Source organism: Roseomonas sp. TF40, assembly GCF_057219975.1.
The window spans coordinates 42,212-56,323 of the sequence record NZ_JBXVVR010000009.1 but is presented as its reverse complement, the minus strand read 5'-3'; the positions used below and the strand labels follow the sequence as shown (position 1 = coordinate 56,323).

9 protein-coding genes are annotated in these 14,112 nt (G+C 69.3%); 3 read left to right on the top strand and 6 right to left on the bottom strand.

The genetic code is table 11. The annotated features are described in order from the left end of the window. Positions 1-16: 16 nt before the first annotated feature. The 3 genes from clpA to AC2D9U_RS21220 form a co-directional block, all read right to left on the bottom strand. Entirely contained in the window at positions 17-2,371 is a 2,355-nt protein-coding gene (gene clpA / locus AC2D9U_RS21230) for an ATP-dependent Clp protease ATP-binding subunit ClpA (RefSeq protein WP_484752719.1), read from the bottom strand. Positions 2,372-2,491: 120 nt separating this feature from the next. Continuing rightward, a complete protein-coding gene (gene clpS, locus AC2D9U_RS21225; protein WP_484752716.1) occupies positions 2,492-2,833 on the bottom strand; it encodes an ATP-dependent Clp protease adapter ClpS in 342 nt (113 codons plus the stop codon). A gap of 266 nt (positions 2,834-3,099) precedes the next feature. Beyond that, a complete protein-coding gene (locus AC2D9U_RS21220) occupies positions 3,100-3,618 on the bottom strand; it encodes a phasin family protein (RefSeq protein ID WP_484752712.1) in 519 nt (172 codons plus the stop codon). A 319-nt stretch (positions 3,619-3,937) separates the two neighbouring features. On the opposite strand from AC2D9U_RS21220, the gene AC2D9U_RS21215 reads away from it, so the two are divergent. Both AC2D9U_RS21215 and AC2D9U_RS21210 read left to right on the top strand, forming a co-directional pair. Next, positions 3,938-5,167, top strand: a complete 1,230-nt coding sequence (locus AC2D9U_RS21215) for a D-alanyl-D-alanine carboxypeptidase family protein (RefSeq protein WP_484752709.1) — start codon at positions 3,938-3,940, stop codon at positions 5,165-5,167. Positions 5,168-5,299: 132 nt separating this feature from the next. Then, positions 5,300-9,025 carry a PQQ-dependent sugar dehydrogenase gene (locus AC2D9U_RS21210; protein WP_484752705.1) on the top strand — a complete coding sequence of 1,242 codons (3,726 nt, stop codon included), beginning with the start codon at positions 5,300-5,302 and terminating at the stop codon, positions 9,023-9,025. A 3-nt stretch (positions 9,026-9,028) separates the two neighbouring features. Here the strand turns inward: AC2D9U_RS21210 and AC2D9U_RS21205 are convergent, their stop codons facing one another. After that, a complete protein-coding gene (locus AC2D9U_RS21205; RefSeq protein ID WP_484752700.1) occupies positions 9,029-9,469 on the bottom strand; it encodes an Lrp/AsnC family transcriptional regulator in 441 nt (146 codons plus the stop codon). Between the two features lie 130 nt (positions 9,470-9,599). Here AC2D9U_RS21205 and AC2D9U_RS21200 point away from each other — a divergent pair, with 130 nt between their 5' ends. Next, positions 9,600-10,859, top strand: a complete 1,260-nt coding sequence (locus AC2D9U_RS21200; RefSeq protein ID WP_484752696.1) for a D-amino acid dehydrogenase — start codon at positions 9,600-9,602, stop codon at positions 10,857-10,859. On the opposite strand, the gene AC2D9U_RS21195 is transcribed toward AC2D9U_RS21200, so the two are convergent. Both AC2D9U_RS21195 and AC2D9U_RS21190 read right to left on the bottom strand, forming a co-directional pair. Next, positions 10,849-11,904, bottom strand: a complete 1,056-nt coding sequence (locus AC2D9U_RS21195; RefSeq protein WP_484752692.1) for an ABC transporter ATP-binding protein — start codon at positions 11,902-11,904, stop codon at positions 10,849-10,851. The two genes, AC2D9U_RS21200 and AC2D9U_RS21195, sit on opposite strands and share 11 nt — an antisense overlap. Then, positions 11,904-14,105, bottom strand: coding sequence for an ABC transporter permease (locus AC2D9U_RS21190; RefSeq protein ID WP_484752688.1), 2,202 nt, complete (start codon positions 14,103-14,105; stop codon positions 11,904-11,906). Before AC2D9U_RS21190 ends, AC2D9U_RS21195 begins: the two co-directional genes overlap by 1 nt. Positions 14,106-14,112: the final 7 nt, after the last annotated feature.

Below are 14,112 nucleotides of genomic sequence, written 5' to 3'. Positions count from 1 at the left end.
CGAGCCGCGTTGGCGGCTACTCGGCCGTCTCCGGCTCCTTCTCGGCCTCGCCATCGCCGCTGTCCTCGGGCTTGGGGAGCGCCGGGGGGGCGGCCTCGTGGAAGTCGAAGCTGAGTTCGCCGTCGCGCAGCCCGACCTTGACCGAGCCACCCTTCACCAGCTTGCCGAAGAGCAGTTCCTCCGCCAGCGGCTTCTTGATGACCTCCTGGATGAGGCGCGCGAGCGGACGAGCGCCGTAGAGCGGGTCGTAGCCGCGCTCGGCCAGGTATTCGCGCGCCGCGCTGCTGAGCTCGATCGTCACGTTGCGGTCGGCGAGCTGCGCCTCCAGCTGCATGATGAACTTGTCCACCACATGCGCGACGATCTCGGGCGTCAGCCCCGCGAAGGGGATGATGGCGTCGAGCCGGTTGCGGAATTCCGGCGTGAACAGGCGCTTGATCGCGTCCTGGTCCTCGCCGGCGCGGGTCTCGCGCCCGAAGCCGATCACCGGCTTGGCGAGGTCGGCGGCCCCCGCATTCGTCGTCATGATCAGGATGACGTTGCGGAAATCCACCGTCTTGCCGTTGTGGTCGGTGAGCTTCCCGTGGTCCATCACCTGCAGCAGGATGTTGTAGAGATCCTGATGCGCCTTCTCGATCTCATCGAGCAGCAGCACGCAATGCGGGTGCTGGTCGATGCCATCCGTGAGCAGGCCGCCCTGGTCGAAGCCGACATAGCCCGGCGGCGCGCCGATCAGGCGGGAGACGGAGTGGCGCTCCATGTATTCGCTCATGTCGAAGCGGATCAGCTCGATGCCGAGCGTCTTGGAGAGCTGCTTCGCCACCTCGGTCTTGCCCACGCCGGTGGGGCCGCTGAACAGGTAGTTGCCGATCGGCTTCTCCGCGTCGCGCAGCCCGGCGCGGGAGAGCTTGATGGCCGCCGAGAGCGCCTCGATCGCCTTGTCCTGGCCGAACACCATGGCCTTGAGGTCGCGCTCGAGCGTGCGCAGCACTTCCTTGTCGTCGGCGCTGACGGATTTCGGCGGGATGCGCGCGATCTTGGCGACGATCTCCTCCACATCCTTCAGCGTCACGGTCTTGCGGCGCTTGGTCTCGGGCACGAGCATGCGGGACGCACCGACCTCGTCGATCACGTCGATCGCCTTGTCGGGCAGCTTGCGGTCATGGATGTACTTGGCCGAGAGCTCGACCGCGGCGCGGATCGCCTCGGGCGTGTAGCGCACCTTGTGGTGCTTCTCGTAGTTGGTCTTGAGGCCCTGCAGGATCTTCACCGCATCCTCGACCGAGGGCTCGTTCACGTCGATCTTCTGGAAGCGGCGGACCAGCGCGCGGTCCTTCTCGAAATGCTGGCGGTATTCCTTGTAGGTGGTCGAGCCGATGCAGCGCAGCGTGCCCTGCGCCAGGGCGGGCTTGAGTAGGTTCGAGGCATCCATCGCCCCGCCCGAAGTGGCGCCCGCGCCGATCACCGTGTGGATCTCGTCGATGAAGAGGATGGAGCCGGGCTGCTGCTCAAGCTCGTTCACCACGGCCTTGAGCCGCTCCTCGAAATCGCCGCGATAGCGCGTGCCGGCGAGCAGGGAGCCCATGTCGAGCGCGTAGATGGTGGATTTCGCCAGCACCTCCGGCACGTCGCCCTCGATGATCCGCTTGGCGAGGCCCTCGGCGATGGCGGTCTTGCCCACGCCGGGGTCGCCCACATAGAGCGGGTTGTTCTTGGTGCGGCGGCAGAGGATCTGGATGGTGCGCTCGATCTCCTGGTCGCGGCCGATCAGCGGGTCGATCTTGCCGGCCTGCGCCTTCTTGTTGAGGTTGACGCAGTAGTTGGTGAGGGCGTCCTGGCCGCGCTGGCCGCGGGCGGGCTTCTCATCCTTCTCGGGCGTCTCCTCGGGCGGGTTGTTCGGCGTGCTGCCGGCGACCGGGCGCGCCTGGCTGCGGCCCGGCGCCTTGGCGATGCCGTGGCTGATGAAGTTCACCGCATCGAGGCGCGTCATGTCCTGCAGCTGCAGGAAATAGACCGCGTGCGATTCGCGCTCGCTGAACAGGGCGACGAGGACATTCGCCCCGGTCACCTCGTCCCGCCCGCTCGACTGCACATGGATGGCGGCGCGCTGGACCACGCGCTGGAAGCCGGCGGTGGGCTTGGCATCGCCCGCGCGGTCGGAGACGAGGCCGGCGAGGTCCTTGTCGAGGAATTCGGCGAGGTCGCGCTTCAGCTTCTCGGCATCCACGCCGCAGGCGCGCAGCACGGTGGCGGCGTCCACATCATCGGCCAGGGCGAGCAGCAGGTGTTCGAGCGTCGCGTATTCGTGCCGGCGGTCATTGGCGAGGCCGAGGGCGCGGTGGAGCGTCTGCTCGAGGTTACGGGACAGCATGGTTGACGCTCCCTATCGGGTGGACACGGGGTTCAGGCGAGCACCGTGCCACGGGTTACCCAGGAAATGGCCTCTTCCTCCCCCAACGCAACAGCCTATCCGGCCTTGATCCGGGCCGGGCTATTCCTTCTCGATCGTGCATTGCAGCGGGTGCTGGTTCTGGCGGGCCAGATCCATCACCTGCGTCACCTTGGTCTCGGCGACTTCATAAGTATAGACGCCGCACACGCCGACGCCGCGGCGATGCACGTGCAGCATGATGCGCGTCGCCTCCTCCCGCGTCTTCTGGAAGAAGCGTTCGAGGACATGCACGACGAACTCCATCGGCGTGTAGTCGTCGTTCAGCATCAACACCTTGTACATGGAGGGCTTGCGGGTGCGCGGGCGCGCCTTGACCACCACGCCGGTGGTCGGTGCATCGGACCCGTTGCCCTGTCCTGGGCGCTTGTCGCTGTCGCTCATACCTACCTTGGCTGTCTGCCCGGCCAGGTCCCGGGCCATTGGAGTCTACAGGATATCGGAGCGCGAGGCCCGACGAAAAGGGTCCCCACCGATCCTGACAGAAGATCGCGAGGGATGTGTTACCCGGCGGGGCGGGAAACCAGCCCTTGACGCCGAAAAAGAAAAACCCGCCGGTCGCTCGAACCTTTCCCGGAGGGGAAGGCACGGCGACCCGGCGGGTCCATCCGTCAGGCCTGAGGCCGCGGCAGGGCCGCGACCAGCGGGCTTCAGGCGGCGAGCGGCTTGCTCATCTTCTCGACCGCCAGCGTCACGCGGGCGGTGATCGGGGCGCCGGCCTGCTCGGCGAGGCGCATCGTGGCTTCGCTGAGCTTGGAGGCCTCGCTCATCGCGCGCTCCAGGGAGGCCTTGGCGAAGGCGGCCTGGATGTCGGCGGCTTCCTTCAGGCTCTTCACGGCGGCGAGGGCCTTGGCGCTCTCCATGGCGTGGTCCGTCAGGGCCTGCGACATGGCGAAGTACTGCTTGCCGAGGTCCTGCATGCCGACCGTCAGGGTCTGCGTGGCCTTGGTGAAGGCCTCGATGTTGCCGCGGCCGAACTCAGCGGCCTCCTCGGCGGCCTTGAAGAAACCCTCGGCCGTCTTCGTCGCCTGTTCCATGCTGCTCTCCATTGCCACGCGCGCCTGGCTGGCGCTGTCGTCGATGATCTTCTTCGCCTGCGCCGCACCCTGCGTCGCCACATTCTGGACCAGCGCCACGGTGCGCTTGGATTCCTTGGTCTCTGCCGCCATGATCGGGGCCTCCTGCAACCTTGTTTCCAGGCGCGCGGCGCCTGATCGGGAGCCAAACCCGGCTCCGGGGAATTGCTGCGGTGCAGCACGCCGCCGCTTCTATCCAGGAGGGGAGGGGTGAGGCAAGCATTTTTTTGCAGTGCAGCATGAAATCGCCGGGGGGCTCGCGCGAAGGTGAGGCGGCCCCCTTGGCCCATCTGTACCGGGCTTTTTCGCCGAAGCTTTCAACAGTGGGCATTAACCCCTTGCTGTTACACAAGGTTCGGGCGACTCGGTGGTGGACATTGCCGGGCGCTTTGCCTAGGGTCCGGCGCAGGGGATGACGGATGATGCGTCGGGGGTTGTCGTGATGTCGAAGGGCCTGCGGACCCGCCTTGTGGCCTTTGCGGCCGTTCTGGGCCTTGGCGTGATGCTGGCCGCCGCGCCGGCCGTCGCGCAGATCGGCAGCCACCGCTATGCCGCCATCGTGCTCGACCACCGCAGCGGCAATGTGCTGGTCGCCGCCAATGCGGATGAGACGCGCCACCCGGCGTCGCTCACCAAGATGATGACCCTCTACATGCTCTTCGATGCGATGCGGGAAGGGCGGCTGCGGCTCGACTCCCCCATCGTGATGTCCGAGGAGGCGGCGTCGCGCCCGCCCTCCAAGCTCGGCATTCCCGCGGGGCAGAGCATCACGGCGGAACAGGCGATCCTGGCGCTGGTCACGCGCTCGGCCAATGACGTCGCGGCCGCGGTGGGCGAGCGCCTGGGCGGGTCGGAAGCCCGCTTCGGCCAGCTGATGACCATGCGCGCCCGCGCCCTGGGCATGACCAACACCACCTTCCGCAACGCCTCCGGCCTGCCCGATCCGGACCAGGTGACCACGGCGCGGGACATGGCGATTCTCGGGCGGCGGCTGCTGAACGACTATCCGCAGCACTACCATTATTTCGGCGTGACCCACGCCCAGTTCGGCGGCGTGCGGATCCGCAACCACAACCGCATGCTGACCGAATATGAAGGGGTGGACGGCATCAAGACCGGCTACATCCGCGACAGCGGCTTCAACATCGTGACAAGCGCCGAGCGCGGCGGGCGCCGCGTGGTGGGCGCAGTCTTCGGCGGCACCTCCTGGGTCGAGCGCGACGCGCATATGGCGAGCCTGCTGGACCAGAGCTTCGAACAGCTGGGCGTCGCCGCCCGGCGCGATCCCGGGGTGCGCCCGGTGATGGTGCGCGAAGCGAGCGCCGGCGCGCTGCCGCGCGCCACGGCCACGGCGCAGGCCGGCCGGGCCCAGCCGCGTGCCGCGGTCACCCCCCGCCCGGCTGCCGCCGCGACTCGCCAGGCCGCGCCCCGCCCGGCCGCCACGGCGCGCAGCGCGCCCACGCCGGTGCGCACGACCACGCCGCCACGCCCCGCCACGACGCCGCGGCCTGCCACGACGCCGCGGCCCACCCCGGCGCGCCCGGCCGCGACGCCGAGCAACCTGGCGAGCCCGACGCGCGGGCAACTCACCCTGCCGCCGCCGCGCCCCCCGGCGACGGTGCGCACGGCGGAGTTGCGCTGATCTATCGGCGATAGTCCTAAAAAAGAGAATAATCTGTAAAAATAGCGTTGATTGGGATGGGTTCAGGCGCTAGTCTCGACTTTAGAGACGCGCTGACCCCCGCGCGCGGACCCAGCAAGGCCCCGCACCCCCATGAGCGGCACCATCTCCCTCGCCCAGACCCATCTCCAGATCGATGAGTGGGAGGGCACGGCCTATGTCGAGATCCGCCGCACCGGCCCCGCCGACCAGCCCGTCACCATCACCTATGGCATCGCCACCGACACCGCGACGCCGGGCGTGGACTACATCGCCGAGGGCGGCACCATCACCATGGCCGCCGGTGCGACCCGCGCCTTCGTGCCCATCGCCATCGTCAACGACAACCGTGGCGAGGCGACCGAGGTCTTCAGCCTGGACCTGATCAAGGTGGAGGGCGCGGCCCTCGGCGCGCCGCGGACCATCCGCATCTCCATCCTCGATGAGGAAACCCCGGCCCCGCCGCCGCCGCCCGAGCCCACCCCGGTGCCGGACTACGCCGTCACCCTCGCCCCGGTGATCGAGGGCGGGCTGCACCAGGCGGTGCGCTTCGCCTTCTCGCCGCTCGACCCGACGCGGATCTTCATCGCCGAGAAGGATGGCGTGGTGAAGATCGCCGACACCGAGACCGGCACCATCCAGACGCTGATCAACTTCACCGACAAGGTGAACAGCAGCGGCGATCGCGGGTTGCTCGGCATCGCGCTGCACCCGGACCTGGCCGACAACCCCTATCTCTACCTGTTCTACGTCGTCGATCCGATGGAGACCGGCTGGGCCACCGACCCGGAGGCCGCGCGCGACGGGCTTGGCAACCGCTTCGCGCATCTCGTCCGCCACACCCTCGATCCCGCGACGGGCTACACCACGCTGGTCCCCGGCAGCGCGGTGACGATGCTCGGCGGCGCAGGCCAGCGCCTGGCCGATATCGGCGGCGGCGGCGCGCTGGACTACACCGAGCCCGGCCTGTCGGGCGCCACCTCCTCCGAACGCACCGCCGGGCCGACGCCGGCCGAGTGGATCGGCGGCTTCAAGCAGGACTACATCAAGGTCGACAGCCTCTCCCATGGCGGCGGCGCGCTGGCCTTCGGGGCGGATGGCGCGCTCTATGTCGGCACGGGGGATGGCACCTCCTACAACTATGCCGATCCGCGCACCGCCGATGTGCAGGCGCTGGACAGCCTCTCGGGCAAGGTTCTCCGCATCGATCCGCTCACGGGCGACGGGCTGGCCGACAACCCCTTCGTCACCGCGGGCATGGACCTCGACAGCAACCGCGCCAAGGTCTTCCAGCTCGGCCTGCGCAACCCCTTCTCCATGGCCATCGCGCCCGATGGCCGCACGGTGATCGGCGAGGTCGGCTGGTGGTCCTATGAGGAGATCAATGCCGGCGGCGCCGGCGCCAATTTCGGCTGGCCCTGGTTCGAGGGCGGCGACGGGCTGCTGGTGCCCACCCCCGTCTACCGCGAGACCGCCGCCGGCCGCGCCTTCTATGAGGCGGTGGCGGCGGGGCTGGTGGATCCCGTGCTCGCGCTGCGCGCCTTCGCGCATGAGGAGACGGTGCCCGGCTACCAGATGCAGGCCGTGGTCGGCGGCGCCGTGGTCTATACCGGCGACCGCTACCCGACCGCGCTGGTGAACGATTATTTCTTCAGCGACTTAGTCACCGGGCGCGTCTTCAGCGTCGATGTGAATCGCCCCGCCGAACTCAGCTACCTGACGCAGGTCGAGGGCCGGCCCGGGCCGATCCACATGATCCAGGGGCCGGATGGGTATGTCTGGTACGCCGACATCGTGACCGGCCAGATCGGGCGGATCGAGATCGCGCCGATCCTGCCCGCGCAGAGCGTGATCGCCACCGGCGATGCGGCGATCGCCCCCGATGGCAGCTGGCGCCTCACCCAGGGCGCCATCGACGAGATCGGCGCGGTTGCGCTGACCACGCGGGTCGATCTGCGCGCCGATCTGCGCCTGCTCTTCGAACTCAATTTCGGCGCCAATGACGCCGCCGGCGCCGAGGGCATGGCGCTGGTCCTGCACAGTGACGGCGATGCGGCGCTGGCCCTCGGCGCGGGTGGCGACGGGTTGGGCGCGGCGGGGATCGCGCGCGCCCTGGTGCTGCGGCTCGACACCTGGCAGAGCACGCCGGACGCCCCGCGCAACGACCATCTGCGGCTGGAGGGGCCGGGCCTCACCCCCATCACCGTCGATCTCGGCAATGTCGAGGACGGGCTGTGGCATCGCCTGGAACTGAGCTGGAATGCCGAGGCGCAGCTGCTGACGGTGCGTTTCGATGGCGGGGAGGCGTTCAGCCTGACCGCCGATCTCGCCGCCACGCTCTTCCAGGGCCGCTTCGCCACCGTGGCGCTGACCGGGGCCACGGGCGGCTTCGCCCAGGCGCACCAGGCGCGCCTGCTGGCGGCCGACGTGACCTATGAGAATGTCGCCGCGGCACAGGCACCGGTGCTCTTCGGCGGCGCGGCCCGCAGCGTCACGGTGGCGGAGAACAGCGCGGGGCTCTTCCTGCTGCCGGTCGCCAGCGATGCCGAGGGCGATGCCCTCACCTGGCGCATCGCGGGTGGCGCGGATGCCGCGCGCTTCACCATGGACAGCGCCACCGGCGCGCTCGCCTTCAAGCTGGCGCCGGATTTCGAGACGGCGCGCGATGCCGACCGCAACAACCGCTACGAGCTGCAGATCGAGGTGCGCGACGCGGGCGGCCTGACCGCCACCCAGGCGCTGAGCGTGCAGGTCAGCGACATCCTCGTGGAACCCATCCGCGGCACGGCGGCGGGTGAGACGCTGCTCGGCCGCGCCGCACCGGACCTGATGACGGGGCTCGGCGGCGATGATTCGCTGCGCGGCGGGACGGGCAACGACACCTTCATGGCAAGCCTGAACGACGGCAACGACACCTACCTGGGCGGGGCGGGCAGCGCGGATCGCTACAGCCTGGAGGATACCGAGGCCGATGCGGTGGTCACACTCGCCAATGGCCGCGCGAGCAGCGCCGAGACCGGCACCGACCTGCTGCGCCAGATCGAGGATGTCACCGGCGGCGGCGGCGATGATTCGCTTGTCGGCAATGCCGCAAGCAACCGGCTCGAGGGCGGCGGCGGGGCCGATACGCTGCGCGGCGCCGATGGCGATGACGAATTGCTGGGCGGCAATGGCGCCGATCGCCTGATGGGCGAGGAAGGCGCGGACCTGATGATCGGCGGCGCCGGCAACGACCTCTACTACGTCGATGACGCGGAGGATGTGGTGGTGGAGGCCGCGCGTGGCGGCACCGACCATGTCGTCTCGGCCGTGGATTTCATCCTGCCCGAGCAGGTGGAGCGCCTGACGCTGAACGGCACGGCCGTGTCCGGCGGCGGCAACGACCTCGCCAACATGATCACGGGCAATGCCCTCGCGAACCGGCTGGAAGGCGCGGCCGGCGCGGATACGCTGTCGGGCGGGGAGGGGGCGGATACCCTCACGGGCGGGCTCGGCGCGGACCGGCTCGAGGGCGGGGCGGGCGCGGATTCCTTCGTGTGGTTGAGCCCGGAGGAGGGCGGCGACCGCGTGGTGGCCTATCGCGGCGTCGAGGATGTGATCCTGGTCTCGGCCGCCGGCTTCGGGCTGACGCCGGGCCTCGATCTGCTCGCCGCCGGGCGCTATGAGGCCAATGGGCTGGGCGTGGCGACGGGCACGGCGCTGGGCTGTTTCGTCTTCGACACGGCACGCGCCCTGCTGCTGTGGGACCCCGATGGGGTCGGCGCCGCGCCGGCGGTGACCATCGCCGATCTGACCGGCGCGACAGGCTGGAGCGCGGCCGAGATCCTGGTCATCGGTTAGCCTTCAGCCATCGCGGATGACGGTGCGGATGGCGAAGCTCGACTGGATGCGCGCCACGCCGGGCATGCGCGACAGCGACTCCTTGTGGATGCGCTCGTAATCGGCGGCGTCGCGCGCCTCCACGCGCAGCAGGTAATCGGCGATGCCGGTCATCAGGTAGCATTCGCGCACCTCGGGGCAGCGGCGCACCGCTTCCTCGAAGCGGCGCAGATGCTCATCCGTCTGCCGTTCCAGTGTGATCTGCACGATCACCACGACCAGCGCGCCGGGTGCGGCTTCCTCGACCAGCACGGTGTAGCCGCGGATGGTCCCGCTGCGCTCCATCAGGCGCAGCCGGCGCAGGCAGGCGGAGGGCGAGAGGCCCACCGCCGCGGCCAGCGCGGCATTGGTCATGCGACCATCCTGGCGAAGGTGGCGGAGCATCGCGCGGTCATACTCGTCCATCGGCGGATCCTGCGGAAATTTCGCAGATACTGCGAAAATCACGCGCTGGGCGCCAGACCCTGCGACGGATGCGCCGGACATTCACCGCTTCCACCGCCTATGCTCGGCCGGTCTCGGAACGGAGTGTCCCATGCGGATCCTGGTGCTCGGCAGCGGCGTGGTGGGCGTGACAAGCGCCTGGTACCTGGCGCGGGCGGGCCACCAGGTGACGGTGATCGACCGGCAATCGGCACCCGGCATGGAGACCAGCTTCGCCAATGCGGGCCAGGTCTCGCCGGGCTATTCCGCGCCCTGGGCGGCGCCGGGCATCCCGATCAAGGCGATGAAGTGGCTGATGATGACGCACCGCCCGCTGGTGCTCTGGCCGCAACTCGACCAGGGTCTCTACGCCTGGCTCGCCAAGATGCTCGCGAACTGCACGGAGGACGCCTATGCGCGCAACAAGGCGCGGATGGTGCGGCTTGCGGAGTATTCGCGCGACTGCCTGAAGGCGCTGCGCGCCGAGACCGGCATCGCCTACGACCAGCGCATGCAGGGCACGCTGCAATTGTTCCGCACGCAGAAGCAGCTCGACCATGTCGGCGACGATACCTCGGTGCTGGACCAGTTCTCCGTGCCCTATGAGGTGCTGGACCCCGCCGGCTGCATCGCCGCCGAGCCCGCTCTGGCGCGCGTCGCCGGCAAGTTCGTCGGCGGGCTGCGCCTGCCGGGCGACGAGACGGGGGATGCGCATCTCTTCACACAGCGCCTCGCCGCGCTGGCCGCCGCCGATGGCGTGGTGTTCCGCCATGGCATCACGGTGAAGGGCATCGAGGCCTCTTCCGGGCAGGTCACGGGCGTGGCGACGGATCAGGGCCGGCTGACCGCCGATCGCTATGTGGTGGCGCTGGGCAGCTACGCGCCGGCGCTGCTGCGGCCGCTCGGCATCGCCGTGCCGGTCTATCCGGTGAAGGGCTATTCACTGACGCTGCCGATCACCGATGAAGCCGGTGCTCCGGTCTCGACCGTGATGGATGAGACCTACAAGGTCGCGATCACGCGGCTCGGCGATCGCATCCGCGTCGGCGGCACGGCGGAGCTCGCCGGCTTCTCGCTGAAGCTGCGCCGGCCGCGGCGCGAGACGCTGGCCCATTCGGTGGGCGATCTGTTCCCGGATGGCGGCGACATCCCCAATGCCAGCTTCTGGACCGGGCTGCGGCCGATGACGCCCGATGGCACGCCGGTGGTGGGCCCGACGAAGCTGCCCAACCTGTTCCTCAACACCGGCCACGGCACGCTGGGCTGGACCATGGCCTGCGGCAGCGGCCATCTGCTGGCCGACCTGATGAGCGACCGCAAGCCGGCGATCGCCCATGATGACCTCGCACTCTCCCGCTACGCTACGGCCTGACGACGACCACGCCCTCGGGATCGAGGGCCAGCATCACCGCATCGCCCGGTGCACGGCGATGCGCCCTGTCCGTGCCGATGGCGAACAGCGTGCCCACGGGCGTGTCGAAGTAGTATTCCATATGCGCGCCCATATAGGTCGCGCGCGCCACCTTCGCCGGCAGCGTGCCCTCGGGCGTGATGCGGATCGCCTCGGGCCGCAGCACCACATCCACCGGTCCGACCGCGAGCCCGCGATGCGGCAGCGCGATGCGCGCGACATCCAGCGCGACCTCGGCCATCTCGCCCTCGATCCGCTCGATGCTGCCGCGCACCGCATTCGCCTCGCCCATGAAGGTGGCGACGAAGACGTTGTCGGGCTGCATGTAGAGTTCTTCGGGCGTGCCGGCCTGGGCGATGCCGGCATTGCGCATCACCACGATCTTGTCGGAGACGGCCAGCGCCTCCGACTGGTCATGCGTGACATAGACCACCGTGAGGCCAAGCCGCTGCTGCAGCGCGCGGATCTCCTCGCGCATGCTCCGCCGCAGCCGCGCATCCAGGTTCGACAGCGGCTCGTCGAAGAGCAGCACGTCGGGCTCCAGCACCAGCGCGCGGGCCACCGCCACGCGCTGCTGCTGCCCGCCCGACATCTCGGAGGGCAGCCGCGAACCGAAGCCCTTGAGGCCCACCGTCTCCAGCGCCGCCTCGGCCTTCACATGCGCCTCGCGCTTCTTGATGCCCGAGGAGATCAGGCCATAGGCGACGTTCTCCAGCACGCTCATATGCGGGAACAGCGCGTAGCTCTGGAACACCATGGAGACGTTGCGCTCGCCGGCGGAGAGCAGCGTCACGTCGCGCCCGCCGATCTCGATGCTGCCCTCGCTCGCCTGTTCGAGGCCCGCGATCATGCGCAGCAGCGTGGTCTTGCCGCAGCCCGAGGGGCCGAGCAGCGTGACCAGCGTGCCGCCCTCGATCACGAGGTCGAGCGGCTTGACCGCCTGCACCTGGCCGTAGCGCTTGCCCAGGCGCGTGAGCCGCACCTCGGCGCCGGTGGTCTTGGTCATCATGCGGGGGCTCCGGAGGGGGCGGCGGCGCTGCGCCGGCCAAGCTGGCGGCGGCCGACGAGGAGGTTGATCAGGCCGATCACCGCCATCATCAGCACGATCAGCACGGCGCAATAGGCGATGGCCAGGCCGTAATCGCCGTTGATCACGCGGTTGATGATGAAGACCGTCGCCATCTCATACTCGGCGGAGACCAGGAAGATCACGGCCGAGACCGTCGTCATCGCGCGCACGAAGGAATAGACCAGCGCGGTGACGATGGCGGGCTTGAGCAGCGGCAGCACCACCGTGGTCAGCGTGCGGAAGGTCGAGGCGCGCAGCGTGATCGCCGCCTCGTCCAGCGATTTGTCGAGCTGGCTCATCGCCGCCACGCCCGAGCGCACGCCGACCGGCAGGTTGCGGAAGACGAAGCAGGCGATGAGGATCATCGCCGTGCCCGTGATCTCCAGCGGCGGCAGGTTGAAGGTGAGGATATAGGCCACGCCGATCACCGTCCCCGGCACGGCGAAGGTCAGCATCAGCGCGAATTCCAGCGCCGTGCGACCGGCGAAGCGCTGGCGCGTCAGCACCCAGGCGGCGAGCAGGCCGAGCCCCGCGGTGAGGGGCGCTGCGATGGCGGCGAGCTGGATGGTGGTGAACAGCGAATGCCACGCGCCGCCCGAGAAGATCACCGACCCCGAGGGCGACCATTCCAGCGCGAAGGCGCGCTGGAAATGCACCAGCGTGGGCGTCCAGTCGCGGCCCCAGACGCGCACGAAGGCGCCGGCCAGGGCCATGGCGTAGACCACGATGGTCAGCACCGCCCAGGGCAGCGCCACCAGATAGGCCACGGTGCGCACCGGGCCGGGCAGCGGCGTGGGCAGGCCGACATCGCCCTTGCCCGTCATCGAGACATAGGATCGCTTGCCGACGATGGCGCGCTGGATGACGAAGGCGGTCAGCGCCACCACCAGCATGATCGCCGCCAGCACCGCCGCGCGCCCGAAATCCTGCTGCGCGCCGACCACGGCGAAGAAGATCTCGGTGGAGAGCACGCCGAAGGATCCGCCGAGCACGATCGGATTGCCGAAATCCGCGAGGCTCTCGACGAAGACCACCAGCCAGGCATTGGCGATGCCCGGCAGCATCAGCGGCAGCGAGACGGCCCGAAAGGTGCGCATCTTGGAGGCGCGCAGCGTCTGCGAGGCTTCCTCCATGGCGGGCGAGATGCCCTCCACCACGCCGATCAGCACCAGGAAGGCGGTGGGGGTGAAGGAGAAGACCTGCGCCAGCCACACGCCGTTAAAGCCGTAGATCCAGCGGCCGAGTTGCAGGCCGAAGACCGCCTCGACCATCTGGTTGACCACGCCCGAGCGGCCGAAGATCAGGATGAGCCCCAGGCCGATGACGAAGGGCGGGGTAATGATGGGCAGCACCGTCAGCAGCCGCAGCGCGCGCTTGGCAGGAAACTGGCTGCGCGTGACGATCAGCGCGAAGCACAGCCCGAGCATCGTCGCCGCCGTGGCGGTGGAGGTGGCGAGCAGCAGCGTGTTCCAGAACACGCCGCAATTCACCGGGCCCGTCACGCAACCGAGGCCCCAGATCTTCGTATCGAACAGCCGGTCCGCCATCGCCGCCGCGACGCCGAGATCGCCGCGCGGCGTGAACATCTCGCTCAGCACCGTGCCCACGGGCCAGGCGGTGAAGAGGATGATGGAGGCCACCAGCACGCCGACCGCGCCGGAGACGAAGCGATCGCCCTTGAAGAAGCCGCGCAGCGCGAGGCCATCCGTCAGCAGGATCAAGGCGCCCAGCGTGGCGAGCGAACCGCCGAGGCCGATGCCGAATTGCCGGTCCTCCAGCTCCCCGAACAGGCCGGCGAGGGCGGGCCAGGACCAGCCCTGGATGCCGATGGCCAGCCCCTGCGCGATGATCGCCGCCAGCGCGAAGCCGCCGCCCCAGACGAGGAAATCCGCGCGCCGCGCCCGCACCATGCCCGGCAGCGCGCCCGGCAATGCGAGCGCGAGGCCCGCGATCACCGGCCAGAACCAGAAGCGCCCGAAGGCCAGCGCCTGCCACAACGCGGAAGAGGCCTCGGCCTCCTCCCGCCCTAGCGCCATCAGCCCGGTGAGCGTCAGCCCATCCTGCTGCATGTGCCAGGGGACGAGCAGCGTGCCGAGCGCGGCGAGCAGCCAGAAGAAGAAGGAGGTGCCGAAGAACATGGCGTGT

Bases quoted from the DNA above. Each gene is read 5' to 3' on its own strand.
- AC2D9U_RS21190 (WP_484752688.1), bottom strand. From the start codon at position 14,105: ATGTTCTTCGGCACCTCCTTCTTCTTCTGGCTGCTCGCCGCGCTCGGC.
- AC2D9U_RS21205 (WP_484752700.1), bottom strand. From the start codon at position 9,469: ATGGACGAGTATGACCGCGCGATGCTCCGCCACCTTCGCCAGGATGGT.
- AC2D9U_RS21210 (WP_484752705.1), top strand. From the start codon at position 5,300: ATGAGCGGCACCATCTCCCTCGCCCAGACCCATCTCCAGATCGATGAG.
- AC2D9U_RS21215 (WP_484752709.1), top strand. From the start codon at position 3,938: ATGACGGATGATGCGTCGGGGGTTGTCGTGATGTCGAAGGGCCTGCGG.
- AC2D9U_RS21220 (WP_484752712.1), bottom strand. From the start codon at position 3,618: ATGGCGGCAGAGACCAAGGAATCCAAGCGCACCGTGGCGCTGGTCCAG.
- clpA (WP_484752719.1), bottom strand. From the start codon at position 2,371: ATGCTGTCCCGTAACCTCGAGCAGACGCTCCACCGCGCCCTCGGCCTC.
- clpS (WP_484752716.1), bottom strand. From the start codon at position 2,833: ATGAGCGACAGCGACAAGCGCCCAGGACAGGGCAACGGGTCCGATGCA.
- AC2D9U_RS21195 (WP_484752692.1), bottom strand. From the start codon at position 11,904: ATGACCAAGACCACCGGCGCCGAGGTGCGGCTCACGCGCCTGGGCAAG.
- AC2D9U_RS21200 (WP_484752696.1), top strand. From the start codon at position 9,600: ATGCGGATCCTGGTGCTCGGCAGCGGCGTGGTGGGCGTGACAAGCGCC.